Annotated in this window: 22 protein-coding genes; 3 read left to right on the forward strand and 19 right to left on the reverse strand. The window is 64.0% G+C overall.

What is annotated here, in order from left to right; translation table 11 throughout:
* The first annotated feature begins 415 nt into the window (after positions 1 to 415).
* Entirely contained in the window at positions 416 to 2,353 is a 1,938-nt protein-coding gene (locus tag KLP42_RS24770; protein WP_215570625.1) for a M23 family metallopeptidase, read from the forward strand.
* Positions 2,354 to 2,365: 12 nt separating this feature from the next.
* Here the strand turns inward: KLP42_RS24770 and KLP42_RS24775 are convergent, their stop codons facing one another.
* The 8 genes from KLP42_RS24775 to KLP42_RS24810 form a co-directional block, all read right to left on the reverse strand.
* A complete protein-coding gene (locus tag KLP42_RS24775; protein ID WP_215570627.1) occupies positions 2,366 to 3,286 on the reverse strand; it encodes a S66 peptidase family protein in 921 nt (306 codons plus the stop codon).
* Between the two features lie 68 nt (positions 3,287 to 3,354).
* Entirely contained in the window at positions 3,355 to 5,955 is a 2,601-nt protein-coding gene (gene clpB / locus KLP42_RS24780) for an ATP-dependent chaperone ClpB (RefSeq protein WP_215570628.1), read from the reverse strand.
* Positions 5,956 to 6,170: 215 nt separating this feature from the next.
* A complete protein-coding gene (locus tag KLP42_RS24785; protein ID WP_215570630.1) occupies positions 6,171 to 6,863 on the reverse strand; it encodes a DUF4167 domain-containing protein in 693 nt (230 codons plus the stop codon).
* Between the two features lie 324 nt (positions 6,864 to 7,187).
* Complete coding sequence (gene prmC, locus KLP42_RS24790) at positions 7,188 to 8,054, reverse strand: peptide chain release factor N(5)-glutamine methyltransferase (RefSeq protein ID WP_215570632.1); 867 nt, start codon at positions 8,052 to 8,054, stop codon at positions 7,188 to 7,190.
* Positions 8,051 to 9,130, reverse strand: coding sequence for a peptide chain release factor 1 (gene prfA, locus KLP42_RS24795; RefSeq protein ID WP_215570634.1), 1,080 nt, complete (start codon positions 9,128 to 9,130; stop codon positions 8,051 to 8,053). Before prfA ends, prmC begins: the two co-directional genes overlap by 4 nt.
* A 106-nt stretch (positions 9,131 to 9,236) precedes the next feature.
* Entirely contained in the window at positions 9,237 to 11,504 is a 2,268-nt protein-coding gene (gene ptsP, locus KLP42_RS24800) for a phosphoenolpyruvate--protein phosphotransferase (protein ID WP_215570699.1), read from the reverse strand.
* An 88-nt stretch (positions 11,505 to 11,592) separates the two neighbouring features.
* Positions 11,593 to 12,867 (reverse strand): aspartate kinase, encoded by a 1,275-nt coding sequence (locus KLP42_RS24805; RefSeq protein ID WP_215570636.1) that lies wholly within the window; start codon positions 12,865 to 12,867, stop codon positions 11,593 to 11,595.
* 202 nt (positions 12,868 to 13,069) lie between these two features.
* Complete coding sequence (locus tag KLP42_RS24810) at positions 13,070 to 13,759, reverse strand: SH3 domain-containing protein (RefSeq protein WP_215570638.1); 690 nt, start codon at positions 13,757 to 13,759, stop codon at positions 13,070 to 13,072.
* A gap of 260 nt (positions 13,760 to 14,019) precedes the next feature.
* Here KLP42_RS24810 and ubiG point away from each other — a divergent pair, with 260 nt between their 5' ends.
* The gene (gene ubiG / locus KLP42_RS24815; protein ID WP_215570640.1) at positions 14,020 to 14,766 is read left to right on the forward strand and encodes a bifunctional 2-polyprenyl-6-hydroxyphenol methylase/3-demethylubiquinol 3-O-methyltransferase UbiG; all 747 of its coding nucleotides are present in this window, start codon (positions 14,020 to 14,022) and stop codon (positions 14,764 to 14,766) included.
* A 10-nt stretch (positions 14,767 to 14,776) separates the two neighbouring features.
* Here the strand turns inward: ubiG and KLP42_RS24820 are convergent, their stop codons facing one another.
* From KLP42_RS24820 to KLP42_RS24840, 5 genes are read right to left on the reverse strand one after another with little or no spacing between them, the layout of a single operon-like run.
* Complete coding sequence (locus KLP42_RS24820; RefSeq protein WP_215570642.1) at positions 14,777 to 15,349, reverse strand: DUF3291 domain-containing protein; 573 nt, start codon at positions 15,347 to 15,349, stop codon at positions 14,777 to 14,779.
* Between the two features lie 31 nt (positions 15,350 to 15,380).
* Positions 15,381 to 15,809 carry a DUF1178 family protein gene (locus KLP42_RS24825; protein WP_215570649.1) on the reverse strand — a complete coding sequence of 143 codons (429 nt, stop codon included), beginning with the start codon at positions 15,807 to 15,809 and terminating at the stop codon, positions 15,381 to 15,383.
* Positions 15,806 to 16,657 carry a carbon-nitrogen hydrolase family protein gene (locus KLP42_RS24830; RefSeq protein ID WP_215570651.1) on the reverse strand — a complete coding sequence of 284 codons (852 nt, stop codon included), beginning with the start codon at positions 16,655 to 16,657 and terminating at the stop codon, positions 15,806 to 15,808. The genes KLP42_RS24825 and KLP42_RS24830 overlap by 4 nt, the downstream gene beginning before the upstream one ends.
* Before the next feature lie 12 nt (positions 16,658 to 16,669).
* A complete protein-coding gene (gene grxC, locus KLP42_RS24835; RefSeq protein WP_215570653.1) occupies positions 16,670 to 16,927 on the reverse strand; it encodes a glutaredoxin 3 in 258 nt (85 codons plus the stop codon).
* Positions 16,928 to 16,985: 58 nt separating this feature from the next.
* On the reverse strand, positions 16,986 to 17,762 hold the full coding sequence (locus tag KLP42_RS24840) for a ComF family protein (protein ID WP_215570655.1): 777 nt from the start codon (positions 17,760 to 17,762) through the stop codon (positions 16,986 to 16,988).
* A gap of 61 nt (positions 17,763 to 17,823) precedes the next feature.
* Here KLP42_RS24840 and KLP42_RS24845 point away from each other — a divergent pair, with 61 nt between their 5' ends.
* Entirely contained in the window at positions 17,824 to 18,711 is an 888-nt protein-coding gene (locus KLP42_RS24845; protein ID WP_215570657.1) for a methyltransferase domain-containing protein, read from the forward strand.
* A gap of 20 nt (positions 18,712 to 18,731) precedes the next feature.
* Here KLP42_RS24845 and KLP42_RS24850 read toward each other — a convergent pair whose 3' ends face one another.
* The 6 genes from KLP42_RS24850 to KLP42_RS24875 all read right to left on the reverse strand — a co-directional run bounded on the left by KLP42_RS24850 (position 18,732) and on the right by KLP42_RS24875 (position 22,744).
* Positions 18,732 to 18,899: a Flp family type IVb pilin gene (locus KLP42_RS24850; RefSeq protein WP_252193254.1), complete on the reverse strand. Its 168-nt coding sequence runs from the start codon at positions 18,897 to 18,899 to the stop codon at positions 18,732 to 18,734.
* A gap of 41 nt (positions 18,900 to 18,940) precedes the next feature.
* Complete coding sequence (locus KLP42_RS24855) at positions 18,941 to 19,261, reverse strand: hypothetical protein (RefSeq protein ID WP_215570659.1); 321 nt, start codon at positions 19,259 to 19,261, stop codon at positions 18,941 to 18,943.
* A gap of 136 nt (positions 19,262 to 19,397) precedes the next feature.
* Positions 19,398 to 19,811, reverse strand: a complete 414-nt coding sequence (gene mutT, locus KLP42_RS24860; protein WP_215570660.1) for an 8-oxo-dGTP diphosphatase MutT — start codon at positions 19,809 to 19,811, stop codon at positions 19,398 to 19,400.
* On the reverse strand, positions 19,808 to 20,587 hold the full coding sequence (locus tag KLP42_RS24865; protein ID WP_252193259.1) for a GNAT family N-acetyltransferase: 780 nt from the start codon (positions 20,585 to 20,587) through the stop codon (positions 19,808 to 19,810). Before KLP42_RS24865 ends, mutT begins: the two co-directional genes overlap by 4 nt.
* A gap of 7 nt (positions 20,588 to 20,594) precedes the next feature.
* Positions 20,595 to 21,836 carry a bifunctional glutamate N-acetyltransferase/amino-acid acetyltransferase ArgJ gene (gene argJ, locus KLP42_RS24870; RefSeq protein ID WP_215570665.1) on the reverse strand — a complete coding sequence of 414 codons (1,242 nt, stop codon included), beginning with the start codon at positions 21,834 to 21,836 and terminating at the stop codon, positions 20,595 to 20,597.
* Positions 21,837 to 21,901: 65 nt separating this feature from the next.
* Positions 21,902 to 22,744: a peptidylprolyl isomerase gene (locus KLP42_RS24875; protein ID WP_215570667.1), complete on the reverse strand. Its 843-nt coding sequence runs from the start codon at positions 22,742 to 22,744 to the stop codon at positions 21,902 to 21,904.
* Positions 22,745 to 22,923 lie beyond the last annotated feature (179 nt).

Below are 22,923 nucleotides of genomic sequence, written 5' to 3' on the forward strand. Positions count from 1 at the left end.
TCGCCAGCAGCGCCGCCGCCCTCGTTGGTGAAACGGCTTATACGGATACCATCCTATATCGTCAACTCAATAAGTCGCAAAAACGTCAAGAAAATCGCAAGTAACTGAAAATAAACGGGAAATTGAGCAGGCGGCGCGGAGCTCGATACCGTACGGGCGACAGATGCCGGAAAAGCGGGCGGGTGGGACATGCTCCATGCTTATACGCCCCCGCTACGCCCCTGCCGCGACATTTCCACATTCGGCCCTTAAAGCAGCGTTACCTTCGCTGCACAATCGACCGGATCGCAGCACTGCCCGGAGCCCAGCGGCCGGGATGGGGTGGGGACAGGGGTTTGACTCCGACAGCCGAATTCGGCACATCTTCCGGCGGACGAAAAAGACGGCAGGACACCAAGGGGATGACACGACAGGAATGACGACGTCTCGCAGCATCTTGCCCTCTCTGGGAAACGAGGCGCCGATCCTGGCCGATGGCCGGCGTGTGCCCGACCGGCGGGAAATTTCGCTGCGCTGGCTGTCCGGCACCTTCCTGACCGGCATCACCTCTTCGGTCCTGATGGGCGTTGCCCTGTTTGCGGCGCTTGACGGGCGCCAGCAACTGGCGATCCCGGCCGAGGCCTATGCCACCCTTCCGATCCACAGCGACGCCGACAGCGTGTCGCGCGGTGGCCGCCTGCTGACCAACAATGTGATTGCCATGCCGACGGACCGCAAGGTGCTCGAAGTGGCGACCATGGTGAAGGAAGGCAGCAAGGAAGTGCTGCGCCGGCAGCCCTTTTCACACGTGAAGATGACGCTGGCGGCCAATCATGTACCTCAGGAAGCCTATCCGCCCTTCGATCCGCTGACGGTGTTTTCCAGCGGCGAGACGGAGGGTGAGGCCGAACACTCTACCACCGGCGTGATTTACGGCTCGGAGATCGAGTCCGAGGTGAGCCTGCAGACGGTCGCCTTTCCGACCGCGGACCCGAAGCTTCCCTTCGCCCCCGGCATGACACAGGACGAGGTTGAGGAGAATGTGCGCACCAATGGTTCCGTGCTGACGGACGGTGCAACGCAGATTTCCGCCCTCACCTATGTCGATCCGCAGCGCTTCGAGGGCAATGACGCCGTGCTGCCGATGATCGCGCCGCCGTCCGCCCGCGTAGTGGAGGAGAACATGTCGGTGACCGCGCCGGAACCCGTCACGCCGAACACCCGCGACTATGCCGAGGACGTCATTCCGATCCGCCAGCCGACCGAACTGGCCGATTCCATGATGGCTGTCGGCTATCCGAAGACGCAGGCCGACGACATTGCCGGTTTCCTCGGCCGCGAAACCGGCGGCACCGCCCTGCAGGAGGGCGATGTGGTGCGCATCGGCCTCATTCAGGAAGGCGAAATGGTCTCGATCTTCCGCGCCAGTCTCTATCGGCGCGGCCAGCATGTCGGAACCATCGCACTGGACGACAAGGGCCGCTTCGTGCATGGCGCCGAGCCCATCCATCTGGACGCGGTGGACAGCGCCTTTTCCGAAGAGACGCCGATGATGCTGTCCGGTCGCGAATTGCCGAGCGTCTATGACGGCATCTACCGCGCAGCCCTCTCCTACGGCATGACCACCGACATGACGGCAACACTGGTGAAGCTGCTTGCCAGCACGGTCGATCTGCAGGCGCAGTTGAAGCCGTCGGACACCATCGAGGCCTTCTTCTCGGCCGCCGACGAACAGGGCCGCGCCGGCCCCGATTCCGAACTGCTCTATGTCAATGCCCGGTTCGGCGATACGGTCAGCCGCTTCTACCGCTTCCAGAACCCGGAAGACAATTCCGTCGATTATTTCGACCAGGACGGCAAGAGCGTGCGACAGTTCCTGCTGCGCAATCCCGTTCCCAACGGGCGCCTGACATCCGGCTTCGGCATGCGGCGCCACCCGATTCTCGGCTATTCGCGCATGCATACCGGAACGGACTGGGCAGCCCCGCGCGGCACGCCGATCATCGCCACGGGCAATGGTATCGTCGAGCGCACCGGCTGGGCCTCCGGCTACGGCAACCAGACCATCATTCGTCACGCCAACGGCTACGAGACCTCGTACAATCACCAGAGCGCCATCGCCAAGGGTATCCGCGATGGGGCGCGCGTGACGCAGGGCCAGGTGATCGGCTATGTCGGCTCGACCGGCTCCTCGACCGGCGCCCATCTGCACTACGAACTGATCGTCAACGGAACCAAGGTCGACTCGATGAAGGTGCGCCTGCCGGGCGGCAAGTCTCTCACAGGCAACGCACTCGCCCGTTTCGAGGACGAGCGCAAGCGGATCGACACCCTGCTGACCGCCAAGGACACCGACCAGGTCGCAAGCCGCTGATCGACGGCGACTTCAGCCATCCACGGTCAGATTTCCCGCATCCGCATCAAGACGGGCCGTGGCCCCAAGCCGCACGGATTGCGCCCGCGTCCCGTGACCGAAGGGCAGGCCGCCCAGCACCGGCACACCGAGCCGATGCAGGTGCTCGCCGACCAGATCGACGATCTTTTGCGCCTTCTCCGGCGATTTCAGGGTGAACTGCCCGACAGCCACGCCCGCAAGACCCGCCAGATGGCCGCCCTTGACCAGCAGGGTCAGCATGCGGTCGGTAAGGCCGGGCATGCAATCCACAGACTCCAGCAGCAGGACGGCACCACGCAGATCCGGTAGCGCCCAGCCCGCGGCGGTGGCGAGCGTTTCCAGATTGCCGCCGATCAGCGGGCCGGCAGCCGTTCCCCCGGTGGTAAGGCGGAACGTGGGCTCGTCAGGACGGGCCTGGTAGACGATGTCGCCACCATCGAACAGAATCCGGCGAAGGATTGCGGCATTGTCAGGCTCCAGGCCACCGGAACCATCGCCATAGAGAGCCCCGTGGATACCGCCCGGCCCGGCATGGGCGAGAAGCGCCATGTGCAGGGCGGTGATGTCACTGAAGCCGATCAGCGGTTTGGGGTCGCGGCGAATGGCTTCGACATCCATGCGGTCGGCGATGCGATACGAGCCCCGACCGCCACGGGTGGCAAAGATGGCGCGGATGTCCGGATTGCGAAAGGCATCGTTGAGATCGGCAAGCCGCTGGTCGTCGGTTCCGGCAAACCAGCCATGCTCGGCAAAGGCATGCGGCCCGAAATCCACCACGAGGCCCCAGTCTTCCAGATGGGCGGCACATCTGAGCACGGCGTCCCGCTCCGGCGTGCTGGCCGGGGAGACGAAGCGGACGCGGTCACCCTGCCTCAGCCGCGGGAAGACCGGTGCATGCCCTGTCGCATCCATTGCCTGTACCCCATTCTCGTTGCGCAAGCAGAAAGGGCCGCCGGTGTGGCGGCCCTTGCCGGGAAGGATCAGGCGGCTTCGGCAACTGCCTTCTTCACGTAGAACAGCAAGCGATCGGAGCCGGCAGACACCTTGACGGTGGATGCATCGGGCACCTGCCCGCCCAGAATCTGCTCGGCGAGCGGATCCTGGACGAACTTCTGGATCACCCGCTTCAGCGGGCGTGCACCATAGACGGGATCATAGCCCTTGTCGGCCAGCCATTCGCGGGCATCCTCGCCGAGCTCTATGGTGATCTTGCGATCCAGCAGCAGCTGCAGCAGCCGCTTCATCTGGATATCGACGATCGCGCCCATCTCGCTGCGGGCCAGGCGATGGAAGAGGATGATCTCGTCCACGCGGTTCAGGAATTCCGGCCGGAACGAGGCCTTCACCACGTCCATCACCTGGTCGCGGACACTGTCCACATCCTGTCCTTCAGCAAGATTAGTCAGGTATTCCGCCCCGAGATTCGAGGTCATGATGATGATCGTGTTCTTGAAGTCCACCGTGCGGCCCTGTCCGTCCGTCAGGCGACCGTCATCCAGTACCTGCAGCAGAACGTTGAAGACGTCCGGATGCGCCTTCTCGATCTCGTCGAACAGCACGACCTGATAGGGCTTGCGGCGAATGGCTTCCGTCAGCGCGCCACCTTCATCATAGCCGACATAGCCGGGAGGCGCGCCGATCAGACGCGAGACCGAGTGCTTCTCCATGTATTCCGACATGTCGAGGCGCACCATGGCCGTTTCGTCGTCGAACAGGAAGCGGGCCAGAGACTTCGTCAGCTCCGTCTTGCCCACACCCGTCGGTCCGAGGAAGATGAACGAGCCGATCGGCCGGTTCGGATCCTGCAGCCCGGCGCGCGAGCGGCGCACGGCACGCGAGACGGCCTGTACCGCATCGCCCTGGCCGACGACGGACTTCGCCAGCTCGTCTTCCATCCGCAGCAGCTTGTCGCGCTCGCCTTCCAGCATCTTGTCGACCGGAATTCCCGTCCAGCGGGAGACGACATGGGCGATGGCATCGGGCGTGACCACCTCCTGCACCATGGACGAGGCAGAATTGTCCCGCTCTTCGGCTTCCTTCAGCGCCTTTTCCAGGTTCGGAATGACGCCATAGGTCAGCTCGCCGGCGCGCTGATACTCACCCTTGCGCTGGGCAATCGCGAGATCGTTGCGGGCCTCGTCCAGCTGGCGCTTCAGATCGGCGGCAAGGCCGAGCTTCTGCTTTTCCGCCTGCCAGCGCGCCGTCAGTGCGTCGGCCTGCTCTTCCAGCGAGGTCAGTTCGCCTTCGAGACGGGCCAACCGGTCGGCGGATGCCGTGTCGGTTTCCTTCTTCAGGGCTTCCCGTTCGATCTTCAGCTGGATGATGCGGCGGTCGAGTTCATCGAGTTCTTCGGGCTTCGAATCCACCTGCATGCGCAGCCGCGACGCGGCCTCGTCCATCAGGTCGATTGCCTTGTCCGGCAGGAAACGATCCGTGATGTAGCGGTTGGAAAGCGTTGCTGCAGCCACGAGCGCGGAATCCGAGATCCGCACCTTGTGGTGCTGTTCATATTTTTCCTTCAGGCCGCGCAGGATGGAAATCGTGTCCTCCACCGTCGGCTCGTCCACCATCACCGGCTGGAAACGGCGGGCAAGCGCCGGATCCTTCTCCACATGCTTGCGATACTCATCAAGCGTGGTGGCACCGACGCAGTGCAACTCACCGCGGGCCAGCGCCGGCTTCAAGAGGTTGGAGGCATCCATCGCGCCATCGGCCTTGCCCGCGCCGACCAGCGTATGCATCTCGTCGATGAACAGGATGATCTCGCCGTTTTCCGACTGCACTTCATTGAGCACGCTCTTCAGCCGCTCCTCGAATTCACCACGATATTTCGCGCCCGCAATCAGCGCGCCCATGTCGAGCGCCATCAACCGCTTGTCCTTCAGGCTCTCCGGCACGTCGCCATTGACGATGCGCAGCGCGAGCCCCTCGGCGATCGCCGTCTTGCCGACGCCGGGCTCGCCGATCAGGACCGGATTGTTCTTCGTGCGGCGCGAGAGCACCTGGATCGTGCGGCGGATTTCATCGTCGCGGCCGATCACAGGGTCAAGCCTGCCCTCGCGGGCTTCCGCCGTCAGGTCGCGGGCGAACTTCTTCAGCGCATCAAAGCCCTGTTCGGCATTGGCGCTGTCGGCCGTGCGACCCTTGCGGATGTCGTTGATGACCTGGTTAAGGCCCTGTGCCGAGACGCCGGCCTTCTTCAGGCTGGCGGATGTCGAGGCGGAGCTTTCGATGGCAAGCGCCAGAAGCAGCCTTTCGACGGTGACGAAACTGTCGCCGGCCTTCTTCGCAGCCTCTTCCGCCGTCGAAAAGACCTTGGCCAGCGGCTGCGCCAGATAAACCTGCCCATTGCCGCCGGAAACCTTGGGCAGCCTGGCAAGCGCGGCATCATTGGCAAGACGGGCTTCCTTGGCATTGCCGCCGGCACGCTCGATCAGCGATGCGGCCATGCCCTGGTCGTCGTCAAGCAGGACCTTGAGCACATGTTCGGGGGTGAACTGCTGGTGCCCCTCCGACAGCGCATAGGTCTGCGCCGACTGCAGGAAACCGCGAACCCGCTCGGAATATTTCTCGATGTTCATCCGTAACCTCCTTGGATCGCCCTGCCCTTATAAGGCACAGGCCGACAATTGAGATTGAGCTCCCTCAAAGGCGAGCTCCGCTTCCCCGGCCGTGACCGGAGAAGCATTCTGAGCGAGATATGGGAGACGGATTTTTCGGTTTAAAGAGCGGCCAAAGAAAAACCCCGGTCGAGCCGACCGGGGCTTGATGATGGTCAATCCGCGCGAAGGAACGCTTATTCCGACGTGGCATCCGCCATTGCGGGTGCGGCATCGGAAGCGCCGGCATCGCCTTCGCCGGCGGTTTCGCCACGGCGCGGACGGCGCGGGCGGGTGCCGGCATTACGCCGACGCGGCTGGCGCTCGCGGGGCGCTGCACCTTCCTCTTCCATGGCAACCTCGGCGGGCGTGCCTTCGATCACCGGCTGCGGACCGGTGCCATCGATCACGGCAGCGTCTTCCGCGACCGGCTCGGGTGCCGGCTGAGGCGCGGGACGTTCGCGGCGCTGATGCTGCTGGGGCTGCGGCTGGTGAACCGGCTGGGGCTGTGCGGCGACGGTTTCGTCGGCATCACCCATCTCCATGTCATCGCCATCCCGATCATTGTAATCCTGGCGATCGTCGCGCTGGTAGCGCTCCTGCATCTGCGCCTGAGCGGCTGCAATGATGCGGTTGTAGTGCTCGGCGTGCTGGAGATAGTTCTCCGCCATCACACGGTCGCCGGCGCTTTGCGCATCGCGGGCCAGGGCGGAATATTTTTCGGCAATATGCTGTGCAGTGCCGCGGATCTTCACGTCGGGGCCGGAACTGTCATAGGTCCGGGTCAGTGGGTTGGAACCCTTTCGGTTGAAATTGTTACCGCCACCATTGTTATTGTTGTTATTATTGCCGCGCCCCCGACCACGCTTGTTCTGCTGTCCTGGCCTCATCGATTTTTCACCTGAATTCTCTGTGCTTTGCTGATTAAGGGCCACGCGGCCATGCGGCTTCCCGCCGAAACAAGGCTTCACGTGCCGCGGACAGGTGAGATCCATCCATCCTGCCGCATGTGAAAGTCAGTTTTCTGATGCACGCACTGGGTCACTTCAACCCTGGAAGCCTTCCAGGGAAGGCTGCTGTCCGGTTGAGCTTAACCTGAACGAATCTTCGTTCATTCTCAGCCGCCCATTGCGTGCCCGCAACCTATCCCGCTTCATCTCCGAATCCAAGCCTTTTCTTTCGCGTCTGCAAAAAGGGCATAAGCTTCGGGCAATTCACGGATTTTTCCGCGAGAACACCAGCACGCGGTCCTGTCCTCCATAGTCGCGGAAGGCGTCCGTCAAAGTATAACCGGCATCGGAAAATAGAGCGGTCACGGTCTGCTTCTGGTCGAAGCCGATCTCCAGGCCGATCCATCCATCCTCATCGAGAAAGTTGTCGATGCCGCTGGCAATCGCCCTGTAGGCATCAAGACCATCCGGCCCGCCGTCCAGCGCCAGTATCGGATCGTAATGGCGGACATCCGGTTCGAGTTCTGCAATGACATCACGAGTGATATAGGGCGGATTTGACACGATTATGTCGAAACGCCCCTCAATGCAGTCGAACCAGCAGGTTTCCACTGTGGAAAACCGATCCGCGACACCATTGAGATCGGCATTGCGCCGCGCCGTTTCAAGGGCACCGGGCGCAAGATCGGCTCCAACGGCCTGCAATTCGGGAATTTCCTTGAGCAGGGCGAGCGCGATGGCGCCGGTACCGGTGCCAAGATCGAGAAGACGCGCGCTGCCCTTGCGGGCGATGATCCGCCGCGCCGGCTCCAGCATCGCCTCCACCAGGATTTCGGTGTCCGGCCGCGGCTCCAGCGTGTCTGGCGACAGGGCGAGGCGCACGCTGTGAAAATCGCGCATGCCCAGAATCCGGTGCACCGGTTCGCGCTTGATGCGCCGCGCCACCGCGGCATCGATCCGGGCCCTGTCGTCGGCCGCGACCGGTCGGTCCGCCTGCAGCAAAATCTCGGTCGGCGACAGATCGAGAAGTCCCGCCAGCAGTACGCGGGCATCGGTTGCGGCATCGGCAAGCCCCGCTTCGGCCAATCGTGCACGGCTCAGCGCCAGAACGGCCGACAGCGTTTCACTCACGTCTGTTCTCCCAGCTGCGCCAGCTGCCCGGCCTGGTAATCGGCAATCAGCGCGTCGACCACCTCGTCGATCTCGCCTTCCATCATCCGGTCCAGCTTGTAGAGGGTCAGATTGATGCGGTGGTCGGTCACGCGCCCCTGCGGAAAATTATAGGTGCGGATGCGCTCGGAGCGATCGCCGGAACCGACCTGGCTCCTGCGGTCGGCCGAGCGCTCGCTGTCGGCCTTCTGCCGCTCGATATCGTAGAGGCGCGAACGCAGCACCTGCAGCGCCTTGGCGCGGTTCTGGTGCTGCGACTTTTCCGAGCTGGTGACGACGAGGCCGGTCGGAAGATGCGTGATACGCACCGCCGAATCCGTGGTGTTGACGTGCTGGCCACCGGCGCCGGACGAGCGCATGGTATCGATGCGGATGTCTTCCGGACGGATCTCGATGTCGATTTCCTCGGCCTCCGGCAGCACGGCAACCGTTGCAGCGGAAGTGTGGATGCGCCCGCTCGCCTCGGTTTCCGGTACACGCTGCACGCGGTGCACGCCGGATTCGAACTTCAGCTTGGAAAACACGCCGCGCCCGGTGATGGTCGCGATGATTTCCTTGAAGCCACCCGCCTCCCCCTCGCTTGCCGACAGCACCTCGACCTTCCAGCCCTTGGTGGCGGAATAGCGTTCATACATGCGAAACAGGTCGCCGGCGAAAAGGGCCGCCTCGTTGCCGCCGGTGCCGGCGCGGATTTCCAGGATGGCGCTCTTCTCGTCGGCGGCATCCTTCGGCAGGAGCAGGATCTGCATGTCCTTCTCCAGCGCCTCGATACGTTCCTCGGCCTCCGGCAGTTCCATTTCCGCAAGTTCGCGCATCTCGCGCTCGGTCGAGCGGTCCTCCAGCAGGGCACGCAGGTCCGCCACCTCGGAAAGCGTCTTCTCGTAGTCGCGGATCTTGCGTACCAGCGGCTGAAGCTCGGAATATTCCGAGGCCAGCTTCACATAGACGTCGGCCGACGGACCTTCGGACATGCGCGCCTCGATCTCGCCGAAGCGGCGCTCCAGTTCACGCATCTTGTCGACAGGAAGCTTCGCCACCCTTGTTTACTCCAGTCTTCTTCTTGTTGGCCGCAACCGGCAACATGGCCGGCGCGTGGGCGCCATCGTCTGTTGTCGTGCCGCAACGGCGCGGCAGCGCACCCGCCTAGATCGGGATGTTGTGGGCCGCGGCGAATGCCACCAGCATGTCGCGCACCGATGCGTTGGAACGGGTATCGTCCAGCATGGCGTTCAGCTCGTCGGACAGCTGGCCTGCATCAAGACCGAGCAGCATGGCCTTGACCGGACCGATGGCCGTCGGCGTCATCGAGACCGAGCGGAACCCGAGTGCAATCAGCGCCATGGCGGACAGAGGCTTGCCGGCCATTTCGCCGCACAGCGTCAGCGGCGTCCTGTTGCGCTCCGCGGCACGCACGATGTCGCGCAGGATGCGCAGGAACGGCTTGCCGAGAATGTCGAAACGGTCGGAGACGCGGGCATTGCCGCGATCCACCGCCATCGAGAACTGGAACAGGTCGTTGGAGCCGACGGACACGAAATCCACCTCGCTCATCAACTCGTCCAGCTGCCACAGCAGCGCCGGCACCTCCAGCATGGCGCCGAACTGCAGCTTGCGCGGCAGCGAATGCCCGAACTTCGACAGATGCTGCACTTCCTTCTGCATCAGGTCGCGCACCGCATGGATTTCGGCAACCTCCGTCACCATCGGCAGCATCATCTTCAGCTCGGAACCGGCCGAAGCCCGCAGCAGCGCGCGAAGCTGGGTGCGCAACAGGCCGGGACGGTCGAGCGCAAGGCGGATCGCCCGCCAGCCGAGGGCCGGGTTTTCCTCTTCCTGCGCGCGGAAATAGGAGACCACCTTGTCGCCGCCGATGTCGAGCGTGCGGAAGGTCACCGGCCGGCCCGCCGTCTGGCGCAGCACGTTGCGGTAGAAGGCCTCCTGCTCCTCGAGCTTGGGCATGGTGGAGGCGATCATGAACTGCAGTTCGGTGCGGAACAGGCCGATGCCGTCCGCGCCCGATTCGACCAGCTGCGGCAGGTCGACCATCAGACCGGCATTCATCATCAGGCTGATGCGCTGGCCATCCTTCGTCACAGAATCGACGTCGCGCAGGGCGCGGAACTGCTCCTGCCGGCGGGCGCGCAGGCGCACCTTTTCCTCGTAGGCCTTCACCATGTCGGCCATCGGACGCAGGTGCACCTGGCCGTCATCGCCGTCGATGATCACCGGATCACGGTTTTCCGCCAGCGCAACGACGCCGGTCGCCTGTCCGATGACCGGAATGCCCATGGCCCGCGCCACGATCACCACATGGCTGGTAACCGCGCCATCTTCCAGCACGAGGCCGCGAATATTGGCGCGCGGATAATCAAGAAGCTCGGCGGCCCCCATGGCGCGGGCAAAGATCACCGCATCGGTGGGAAACGCATCGTCGAAATCGCGTCCGGAAAAGCCGGTCAGCTGGCGCAGCAGGCGGTTGGCCAGATCGTCGAAATCATGCATCCGCTCGCGCAGATAGGGATCGGTCAGGCGCATCATGCGCGCCTTGGTGTCGCTCTGCACCTTCTCGACGGCCGCCTCCGCCGTCAGGCCGTTGCGGATTGCCTCTTCCATGCGCCGCACCCAGCCCTGGTCGTGGGCGAACATGCGGTAGGTCTCAAGCACCTCGCGATGCTCGCCCTCCTGCGCCACCTCGCGGCGCGACAGCATGTCGTCAATCGACAGGCGAAGCGAGCCGATCGCCTCGGCAAGACGGATGATTTCCTTCTCCGCATCGTCGTTCAGAAGATTGGTCACGACGATGCGCGGCTCGTGCAGCACCACATGGCCAAGCCCGATGCCTTCATTGTAGCCGTCGGCCTCGATGGTGATCGGCCGCGTCAGGTCCAGCTCGAGGCCCGGCTGGGTGATCTTCTTCAGTTCCCCTGTCGCAATCATCTCGGCGATCACCATGGCGGTGGTTTCCATCGCCTCTACCTCGTCTTCGCGGTAGTTGCGCTGCGCCTTGTTCTGGACGACGAGAACGCCCAAAGTGCGACCGGCCCGCAGGATCGGCACGCCGAGGAAGGAATGATAGATCTCCTCGCCGGTTTCCGGCAGGTAGCGGAAGGCGGGATGCGCCTGGGCGTCGGACAGATTGAGCGGCTGGGCGGAAGCGGCAATCGTGCCGACCAGGCCCTGGCCCATCTTCAGCTGGGCCAGGTGGACGGCCCCCTTGTTGAGACCTTCGGTGGCGTAAAGCTCCAGTACGCCGTCCGAGCGCAGCACGTAGACCGAGCAGACCTCGGCCACCATGTTGCTGGCAATCTGGCTGACGATCCGGTCAAGCCGCTCCTGCGGCTCCAGCGGTTCGGCCATCAATTCCCGCAGTCGCTTCAGCAAGACACGCGGGCCTGCCGACAGGTCTCTCATCGGCATGTTCGCTCCCGAATTCAACTCTGCCCATCCGGAAGACGGTGCGCCGCCCCAAAACGAAGCGACGCAGCGAACCGGTTTAAACTCAACTCTTATCGAGACCGTAGGCAGAATGCAAAGTCCGAACTGCAAGTTCGGAGTAAGCACCGTCGATCAGCACGGAAATCTTGATTTCCGATGTGGTGATGGCCTTGATGTTGATGCCTTTTTCGGCAAGTGCCTTGAAAGCGGTCGCAGCGACGCCCGCATGGCTGCGCATGCCGATGCCGACGACGGAGACCTTGCACAGGCCCGTCTCGTTCTGGGCCACGTCGAAGCCGATCTTGTCCTTGTTGTCTTCCAGAACCTTCATGGCCTTTTCGACGTCGCCGAAGGGCACCGTGAACGTCATGTCGGTCTTCGAACCGTCCTCGGAAATGTTCTGGACGATCATGTCGACATTGATGTGGGATTCGGCCAGCGGCCCGAAGATGGCGGCGGAAACGCCCGGCCGGTCGGAGACGCGACGCAGCGAAATTTGCGCTTCATCCTTGGCATAGGCGATGCCGGTAACGACTTCCTGTTCCACGATTTCTTCCTCGTCGCAAATCAACGTGCCGGGCGGGTTGATGAGGTCACCCATGCCCGGCGCATCGGGATCCTCGAAACTGGAGCGGACGAAGGTGCGCACCTTGTGGACCATGGCCAGCTCCACGGAGCGGACCTGCAGCACCTTGGCGCCGAGGGATGCCATTTCCAGCATTTCCTCGAACGAAATCTTCTTCATGCGGCGTGCCTTGGGCACAATGCGCGGATCGGTCGTGTAGACGCCGTCCACATCGGTATAGATATCGCAGCGATCGGCCTGGACGGCGGCGGCAATCGCCACGGCCGAGGTGTCGGAGCCGCCGCGACCGAGCGTCGCGATGCGGTTGTCGGGACCGAGCCCCTGGAAGCCGGCCACCACGGCCACCTGGCCCTCGCCCATGCGGCGGATGATTTCCGTGCCGTCGATGTCGAGGATGCGGGCCGCGCCATGCGCGTTGTCGGTGCGGATCGGGATCTGCCAGCCCTGCCAGGAGCGGGCATTGATGCCCATCGACTGCAGCGCGATCGCCAGCAGGCCCGAGGTCACCTGTTCGCCGGAGGCGACGACGGCATCATATTCGCGCGCGTCATAGAAGGGCGAACTGGCGCCGGCGACCTTCGGGGTATCCTGCACCCAGCCGACGAGTTCATTGGTCTTGCCGGACATGGCGGACACGACCACGGCCACTTCATGGCCTGCATCGACCTCACGTTTCACATGGCGCGCAACATTATGAATGCGTTCAAGATTGGCGACCGAAGTGCCGCCGAACTTCATGACAATGCGAGCCATATCCGACCAAAACCACCCTATCGCGCGCCCGAACCCATGGCGGGCGCCGCTCTGAAAACAGCAAGCCCCTGCCCGCCGGGCAGATCTTGCGGCGTCCTCTTAGCGAAAAGGGGGGGCCGGCGCAATGGGAAAGCCGGGCTTGCGAAACAGGCGGGCCGGGGTCGTCAGACCCCGGCCCGCAAGGCTTTGCCATCGATGCCGCTCACTGCCCCGGCAGCGGGCAGGGATTGTCCGGCGTGCAGCGATAGGCGGGATATGCCCCTTGCGGATTGCGGGGCGGATTGCGGTCGTCATAGCGATAGCGATCGTCGTAGCGGCCGCCCTCCTGCGGGCGCTGCCGGTCATCGTAGCGATAGCGGTTGTCCAGGCCGTAGCGATCCTGATAGCGATAGCGGCCATCATCGCGGTAGCGGTTCGGATCGTTGATCGGGTCGTCGCGGCGGCTGTCATAGCGCGGCGGCGGCGGTGGGGCCGCATCACGGCGATAATCCCAGTCCCGCCACCGGTCGCGCTCGCGATAGAAATCACGATTGCTGTAATATCGCCGCCAGTAGGTATCGACGTCGAAGGTGATGGTCGGGATGCCGAGCGGCCGGTAATACTGCCGCTCCACATAGACGCGGTTCTGGCGATAGCTCGCCTGGATGTAGTTTCCGGACACCCAGCCGCGCCCGCGCGCGAACGTGACATCGCACCAGTTCACGCTGTCGAGGCAGCCATTGATGACGATCGGCGCGCCCACGGGAATGACCACCACCGCCGGATAGCGGGTGCTGGGGCCGGAGCGCATGTTGACATTGGCAGTGGCAAAGCCGTTGGCGGCGGCGGCCGCGACGGTTGGCGACAACAGCAACAGCCCCGCTGCCAGTGCCTTCAATACTTGACGTTTCACAGGTTCCTCCTGGGGAATGCTTATCCTTGGCGCAACGTCCCTTCTGCAGGGCAATCGCCGTCCCGAATTTGTTTTTTTTAAGTCCTAACGCGTGCCGATAACATGATCTGCAACCATCGTCCCCTTCGTAGCAGCAACAGGATGAACACAGGCTGACAAAGGGCTGACGCCTTCCCTTTGTACAGCCGCGACACGATGGCAGACTTGACAAGTCGCGCCGGGAAGCCGACTTCACGCACACGATGACAGGGAGCCAGAGCATGACAAACGCGTCCCCCACCACGATTGACCAGAGCGAAGTGGACCGCTTTTCCGCGATGGCAGCGGAATGGTGGAGCCCGACCGGCAAGTTCAGGCCGCTGCACAAGTTCAATCCGGTGCGCCTGTCCTATATCCGTGACCGCGTCTGCGCAAACTTCGGCCGCGATGCCAAGAGCCACCGGCCGTTCGAGGGTCTGCGCTTCCTCGATATCGGCTGCGGCGGCGGCTTGCTTTCCGAGCCGATGGCCCGCATGGGTGCAGAGGTCGTCGGCGCCGATCCGTCGGAGAAGAACATCGGCATCGCGCAGACCCATGCCCGCGAAAGCGGTGTCAGCGTCGATTACCGGGCCGTCAGCGCCGAGCAACTGGCGGAAGCCGGCGAGACCTTCGACGTGATCCTCAACATGGAGGTGGTCGAGCATGTGGCCGATGTGAGCCTGTTCATCTCCACCTGCACCCAGATGGTGCGCCCCGGCGGGCTGATGTTCGTCGCCACAATCAACCGCACCTTCAAGGCCAATGCGCTGGCGATCTTTGCAGCGGAAAACATCCTGCGCTGGCTGCCGAAGGGCACCCACAGCTATGACAAGCTGGTGCGCCCGGACGAACTGGAACGCCCGCTGACAGCCGGCGGCCTGGAGATCATCGACCGGACCGGCGTCTTCTACAATGTCCTGCAGGACCGCTGGAACCTGTCGCGCGACATGGACGTCAACTACATGATGCTGGCCAAGCGACCGGCATAGCCGGCAGGACTCAGACCTTGAGCAGGGCGACGACGGCCAGCAGTTCCCCCTGCCCCTGTGCATTGCGGGCGGCAATCTGCCTGACGCGGGCGCGATCGATGACCATCGGCCGGCCCTCGCCATCGAAGGGGGTCTTGAAGGTGAAGGCCTCCGCCGTCGGCCCGTGATCGGCAAGACGATGCAGACGCTCCACGCCATCCGTCCATTGCGGCAGCGTGTCGGCCGCCACCCACCAGAGCACCAGCGGCGGCCAGGTCTGGCGGCGGTTCCAGTGGCGGGCGCCTTTCAGCGCCTCCGCATGAACGCCGCTATAGCTGAAGGCCATCAGGGATTCGACTTCACGCCACAGCGAGAGCGACGACGGGCCCGTCGAAAAACCCGATCCCTCCAGATAGCGCGGAAAGACCTGCACGCCCCAGCTCGCCGGCCCCTCCTCGCCCGCATAGCCGGAACGGCCGAGAAAGCCCTCCGCGCGGGCGGCGGCTTCGAAGTTCAACGCCTCCCGCAGGCGAAACCCCTCGACGGCGGGGCTGTCATAGGACGCAACGTGAATGCAGAAATTGTAGAGAGCAAGTCGCGTCATCCGGCACCGTGCCTCCCGGGCCGCTGTTGAATCAGTTGGCATCGTCCGGCAGCACCGGCAGCGGCGCTACCTCGATGCCCTCATCGATCAGGTCGCGCACCTCGGCAATGCTGGCCTGGCCGATGATGCCGCGCTGATCCGCTTCGCCGTAATGGATCTTGCGGGCTTCCTCCGGAAAGCGCTCGCCCACATCCTCGGCACTGGCCTTGATGCTGGCGACCATCTCCTTCAGCTTGCCCATCATCTCCTGCCGGGCGACATCCATCGCCACCTGCTGGCGGGCTTCCTGCTTGCGCGCGGTGGAGACCGACGGCGTCATCAGGCTCTTGCTGATCGATGCGGAATTGCAGACGGGACAGGTCAGGAAACCGCTTTCCACCTGCCGGTCGAAATCGGCGCTGCCGGAAAACCAGCCTTCGAAACCATGGGCATTGTCGCAGACGAGCGAATACCGGATCACGCCACTGCCCCTTCCGCAGGAGCCGTCACGCGATCCAGCGTAAACTCGCGGCCATTCTTCAGGTTCGGGATCTTCGCGCGTGCGGCCTGCACGGCGGCGATGTCGATATCGGCCAGCAGAACCGCCTCACCCGCACCGCCGGCCTCTGCCAGGATGCGGCCCCAGGGGTCGATGATCATCGAGTGACCATAAGTCTCGCGGCCGTCCTCGTGCACGCCGCCCTGCGCGGCGGCAATCAGAAAGGCGCCGTTTTCGATGGCACGCGCGCGCAGCAGGATTTCCCAGTGCGCCTCGCCCGTCTGGCGGGTGAAGGCGGCCGGCACCGTCAGGATCTCGGCACCCGCCATGGCTTCGGTGCGGAAGATCTGCGGGAAACGCACGTCATAGCAGATGGCAAAACCCAGACGGCCGAAGGGCAGATCCGCGACGCGCGCGGCCGATCCCGGCTCGTAGGCTGCGCTTTCGCGCCAGCTCTCGCCATTGTCGAGATCGACATCGAACATGTGGATCTTGTCATAGGCGCAGATGCGCGCACCGTCCGGGCCGAACAGGAAACCGCGATTGGCCATCTTCTCGTCGCCGCGCGCAATCGCCGTCGAACCGACATGCACGAAGATGCCGAGGTCGCGCGCAAGCGCTGCGGCGCGGGCCACGATCACATCGCCGGCCTCATCGGCCAGCACGGCCTTCAGCGCGGCGCGATTGCGCTGCAGCGCCCCGGTCATCTCCGGCGTCTGAACATAGGTGGCACCGGCAGCGGCGGCCTCACGCACCAGCCGCTCCATCGCGTCCGCATTCCTGTGCGGATCGACGCCCGAACACATCTGGACCGCGGCAACCTTCACCATCGCTCCGTCTCCTCAGGCCGCCAGCAGCGGATCCAGCTTGCCGTCCCGATCCAGCGCATGGATGTCGTCGCAGCCGCCGACATGCTCTCCGTTGATGAAGATCTGCGGGAAGGTGGTGCGGCCATTGGCCTTGCCGATCATCTCCTGGCGTAGTTCCTGCGAGAAGGTCGCATCATGTTCGGTGAACGTGACGCCCTTGGAGGCGAGAAGCGCCTTGGCGCGCGCGCAGTAACCGCACATCTGGCGGGTATAGATGACGACATCAGCCATGAAAATCTCCGTGACGGACCGCACGAAAGGGTCTTGCAGGCGGCCCTGATACTCCTCGTCATATAGGCTCGGCAAGAGCCATTGCAAAGGTCAAAACCGTGACGTCGGCCGCCCCTGCCCGTTTCAGGGCGCGGGCGGCGGCAGAGACGGTGGCACCGGTGGTGAACACGTCATCCACCAGCACCAGACGGCGGCCGAACACCCGGTCCTCCTGCCCCCTTGCCACGCGGAAGGCGGCGCGCACATTGTCCTCGCGGCCGCGCGCCGTCAGCCCCACCTGCCGGCGCGTGCGCTTTGTGCGCAAGAGCGTGCCGGCCAGAAATGGCTTGCCGGACTGGTGCGCCAGATGCCGGCCCAGCTCGGCCGCCTGGTTGAAGCGGCGCGCCATCATCCGCGTCCAGTGCAGCGGCACCGGCAGGATGGCATCGCAGGCCTCCAGTTCGGAACGGCCGGCGCGCCACATCCAGGCCGCCATCATCAGCGCGAGATCGGTGCGGTCGCGATATTTCAGGCCATGCACCAGATGACGCGCCGGCCCCTCATGCAGCGCGGCGGCACGCAGGCGGTCGAAGACCGGCGGTTCGGCGATCGCCAGCGCCGACACCATGCCCTCGCCCGGGTCTTCGGCGAAGGGAATACCGAGAATGTCGCAATAGGGTCGCTCGATGAACCGCATGCGGCTCCAGCATGGTCCGCACAGCGCCCTGTGCCCCGCGGTGCGCACCCCGCAGGCAGCGCAGCAGGGCGGATAGAGCACGTCAAGAACCGGGCGCAGCAGCACCGCCGGAGAAAACCGGACCTGCCTCACCTCGATTTTGTCGCTTGCATCCCCCATCTCTTGACTTTAGCCGCAGGCAAGCGCCCATGCGACCCGCAAATCTGATGGAATCGATGCGATGGATCTCCTTTTCGACCTGCCCCTCGTCACCGCCCGGCGCGAACGGGCCATGGCCCGCGCCGTAGCCGGCACCGATTTCCTGCTTAATCTCGCCGCACGCGAACTCTCCGAGCGGCTGGCGGTGGTGGAGCGGCATTTCGACGAGGCGGTGGAACTGCATGGCTGCAGCGGCACGGCCGCACGCCTGGCGCTTTCGACCGGCAAGATCGGCCACATCAGCCGCTACGAGACCAGCAATGTCTTTGCCGTCGGTGACGAAGGACTGGGCATGGCGGCGCTGGAGGATGTGCCGCTTGCCGAACAGTCGGCGAACCTGATCCTGTCGCCGCTGTCGCTGCACCTCACCAACGACACGCCGGGCATGCTGATCCGCATCCGCCGGGCGCTGAAGCCGGACGGGCTGTTCCTGGCGGCCGTTCCGGGCGCGGGCACGCTTGCAGAACTGCGCGATGTGCTGCTGGCAGCGGAAGCGGAGATGCTTGGCGGCGCGAGCCCGCGCGTCATCCCGTTCGCCGACGTACGCGACATCGGCAGCCTGCTGCAGCGGGCAGGCTTCGCACTGCCGGTGATCGACCAGGAAAACTACACCGTCCGCTATGACACGCTGTTCCACCTGATGCGGGACCTGAAGGCCATGGGCATGGCCAATCCGCTGATCGGTCGCAGCCGCACACCGCTCAACCGCGCCTTCTTCCTGCGTGCGGCCGAACTTTATGCGCAGCGTTATTCCGATCCGGACGGGCGCATCCGCGCCACCTTCTCCATCGTCTATGCCTCCGGATGGGCACCGCACGAGAGCCAGCAGAAGCCCCTGAAGCCGGGTTCGGCCAAGATGCGGCTGGCGGATGCTCTCAAGGTGGACGAGACCTCGGCAGGAACGGTATAGCCGTCCGCCGCCCGCAGACTTCAGTGGCCGGTGAGAGCGTCCGACACGATCGCAAGGCTCGTCTGCAGGCTGTCGGTAAATGTGCCGAGGCCTGCAATCAGCGCCACGCAAACGAGGGCGGCGATAAGGCCATATTCCATGGCCGTGGCGCCCGAGCGATCAGCAAGCAGGCGCACGAGGTGCGGCAAGAATCTGTTGCCGCACGGATGCCGGCCGCGGCCGGCCTTCCTCAGCACGGGCTGCCGCTTTCATAGCCCTGCACGACGCAGACGGCGCCGGGCGTCGTCTGCAGCACGCTGCGGCGAATGGTATAGTGCTTGGTCCCCTGCTCGTCCGATTTGATCGAGCCGGTGGTGATCAGATCGAATTCTTCCTGCACATGCGCCATGCGCTGGCTGTCCTGCCGCTTGGCCAGCATGGGGGTGACGATCAGTGACAGGGCAATGGCGGCCGTGCCGAACAGAAGGGCCACGTTCAGAACGCCGGCCCTGCCGGATCTGCCAAGCGCCCGTTTCCGGGTACGGACAGTCTTCCAGAATTCTTCATCCATGGGAGCCTCGTTACGCAATACATGATCGATGCCGCATATTGTCCCAATCGGTTAAAGGATCTGTTAACGTCGTTCACACAGGCGCAGCGATTTTGCGGAAACTGTGGATAAACGGCCACGCCCGGCGTGGCCTCCTTTACAGAAGATCCTGCAGGAAGGGGATCAGCGGCTCATCGGCCGGCGGCATCGGATAATCGCGCAGGTTTGCGGGACGCACCCATTTCAGCGCCTGCCCTTCCCGCCCCGTCGGAATACCCTCGTAACGGCGGCAGACATAAAGCGGCATCAGCAGGTGGAAGGTTTCGTAGGTGTGGCTGGCAAAGGTCAGCGGCGCAAGGCATGGCACGCGGGTGGTGATGCCAAGCTCCTCCTCCAGTTCGCGCACCAGGGTTTCCTCCGGCGTCTCGCCCGGCTCCACCTTGCCGCCGGGAAACTCCCAGAGCCCGGCAAGGCTCTTGCCTTCCGGACGCTGGGCCAGAAGAATGCGGCCATCGGCATCCACCAGCGCGCAGGCGGCAACCAGAACGATCCGTCGCTCTCCCCCGCTCATGCGCCCGTCTCCTGGCGCCAGTAGCGATACTGGTAGACCTCGCGGAAGCCGAAGCGACGGTAGAGCGAAAGCGCTGCCGCATTCGTCGCATGCACCTGCAGCCAGGCGGTGCGGGCTCCACTGATGCGCGCCCAGCGCAGTGCGGCCGTCAGAATTTCCGTCCCAAGCCCCTGGCGGCGGCGATCGGGCGCCACGGCAAAGGACAGGATGCCGGCAAGATCGTTGTCCTGCACGCACAGCATGGCCGCCAGCGGGCCGTTCGACGGATCTTCGGCGATGAAAAGCCCGGTCGGCGGCTTGATGGCAGAGAGGATCTCCGCCAGCGCCGGCTTGATGGCAGGGTCTTCCTCATGCACGGCGAGCGACGCATCGATATAGCGGCCGATATCGTGGCTCGGCAGATGGCTGATCGTGTCGGGCAGTTCCAGGCCCGTCAGGTCCGCCGTCATCACGCTGACCGTCTCGAAAGGCGCCCAGCCATCCGCCGCCAGAACCTGAAGCAGAGGCTGCGGCGCCAGCGGCGTCTCGCGCACCAGGAGCGGGCGTCCGTAGTCCTCGAACCGCTTGCGCGCCTTCTCGATACGGATCGCCGCGTCGCGATGGTCCGAGGGATCGAGCGGCACCACGCAGTTCAGACGCTTGGAGGGGTGGCCGCCGGTCAGCCGCACCTGCCAGCTTCCGTCATAGACCACGGAGGCCGCCGGCCAGGCGCGGAACCCCACGGCTTCCAGACGCCGGACAAGCGGAAGATTACCGTGGGGAGAAATTGCCTGCATCAAACCGTCAGCTCCGATAGTCACCATTGATGGCGACATATTCCTTCGTCAGGTCGCATGTCCAGACCGTTGCACGCCCATTGCCGAGACCGATGTCGGCGCGGATGGCAATGTCCTGCTTCTGCATGACGGCGGTGGTGGCTTCTTCCGAATAGTCCGGATCGCGCTCGCCATTGACGGCAACCCGCACATCGCCGAACCAGATGGCCAGCCGGTCGCGATCAGCCATCTCGCCGGACTTGCCGACGGCCATGACGACACGGCCCCAGTTGGCATCCTCGCCGGCAACCGCAGTCTTGACCAGCGGCGAATTGGCAATCGACAGCGCAATGCGCTTGGCGGCCGCATCGCTTTCGGCGCCGGTCACGGTAACTTCCACCATCTTGCGGGCGCCTTCGCCATCGCGCACCACCTGCAGCGCCAGATCCTTCAGCAGGTCGTTCAGCGCGGCGCGGAAGCCGGCAAGGCGCGGATCGTCGGCGCTTTCCACCTTCGCCTGACCATCGGCGGCCGCCTTGCCGGTGGCAAACAGCAGCAGCGTGTCGGAGGTGGAAGTGTCGCTGTCGACGGTGACCGAGTTGAAGCTCGGGCCGACGCCTTCGCAGAGCAGCGCCTGCAGGGCCGCCGGCGCGATGTCCGCATCGGTTGCCACGAAGGAGAGCATGGTCGCCATGTCGGGCGCAATCATGCCGGCGCCCTTGGCAATCCCGTTGATCGTCACCGTGACGCCGCCGATCTCCGCCGTGCGGGTAGCGACCTTCGGATAGGTATCCGTGGTCATGATCGCCTTGGCGGCTTCCAGCCAGAAATCGCCGGTAGCGGCCACGTGCATGTCACCCAGCACGCCGGCGAATTTCGTGGCATCGAGCGGCTCGCCGATCACGCCGGTCGAGGCGAGATAGACTTCATCCAGGCCGCAGCCGACGGCTTCCGAAGCGGAACGTGCCGTCAGTTCCGTCGCAGCCTTGCCCTTGACGCCGGTAAAGGCGTTCGCATTGCCCGAATTGACGACGACCGCACGGGCACGGCCGGCCGGCAGATTGGCACGGCAGAAATCCACCGGCGCCGAGGGGCACCTGGAGCGGGTGAAGACACCCGCCACCGCGGCCGGTTCGTCGAACACCATCAGGAGCACGTCGGTGCGGTTCTTGTACTTGATGCCGGCAGCGGCCGTTGCCATGCGCACGCCGCGCAGCACCGGCATGTCGGGATAGGTTTTCGGAGCAAGGGGAGAGACGGTAGCGGACATGTGCTTCGGACCCGGATAAAGAAAGGCCCGCAGACGCGGGCCAGGTTGCTATTGTGACGAGCGGATCATTCGCCCTTGGTCAGTTCGTCATAGCCCTTGCGCAGGGTTTCGTCGACGATCTCGACCTTCTGGTCCTTCTTCGCGTCGTCAATGATCTGAGAATACTTCTCCTGCATGACGATCTGGCGAACCTGCGGCTCGACCTGGTGGAAGGCCGGCGGCTGGGCATCGCGCTTGTCTTCCACCTTGATCACGTGCCAGCCGAACTGCGACTTGACCGGGGTCTTGGTGTACTGGCCCTTGTCGAGGGCGAAGGCAGCTTCCTCGAATTCCGGAACCATGCGGCCCTTGGTGAAGTAGCCGAGATCGCCGCCGTCGGACTTGCTGGTGTCTTCCGACTTTTCCTTGGCCAGTTCGACGAAGTCCTTGCCGGCGTCGAGCTGCTTGATGATGTCCTTGGCCTCTTCCTCGGTCTTCACAAGGATGTGGCGGGCATGCACTTCCTCTTCCTTCGGCATGGCTGCGACTTCCTTGTCGTAGCGTGCCTTGACCTCTTCCGGCTTCAGCTTGTCGAACTGGTCGCGAAGATAGGCATTGTGCAGTTCGCGTTCCTGCAGGTAGGCCATGCGCTTCTTGAAGTCGTCGCTGTTCTGCAGGCCGGCGGCCTCTGCCTTCTTGGCAACGAGCTTGATGTCGATGATCTGCGAGAGGGCGGCGACCTTCTTCTGTTCGTCAGGCAGCTGCTGGTACTGCTGGCTGAGATTGGCCATGGCCGTGTCGAGATCGGACTGGTGGATCTCCACGCCTCCGACCTTGGCAACCACGGCGTCGTCCGCGGCAAAGGCCGGCACCTGCAGGAACACGGCCGCGGCCATGGCGGCAGTTGCGAGGAACTTATGACGAAACATCAGGAACTACCTTTCGAAATGGGCACCGGTCTCGGCTGTCGAGCCCGGTCGGAACACCCTCACAAACACCGGATTATGGCCATTCTGTAACGGCCGCAGCCGTTGACATCATTCGACCCCCCTCTTATCTGTCACGCTACTTCGCGTCCAGAAGAGTTTCCGGGCGGGTCCTCACTTTT

Source organism: Rhizobium sp. CSW-27 (assembly GCF_018760785.1).
Classification (GTDB): domain Bacteria; phylum Pseudomonadota; class Alphaproteobacteria; order Rhizobiales; family Rhizobiaceae; genus Neorhizobium.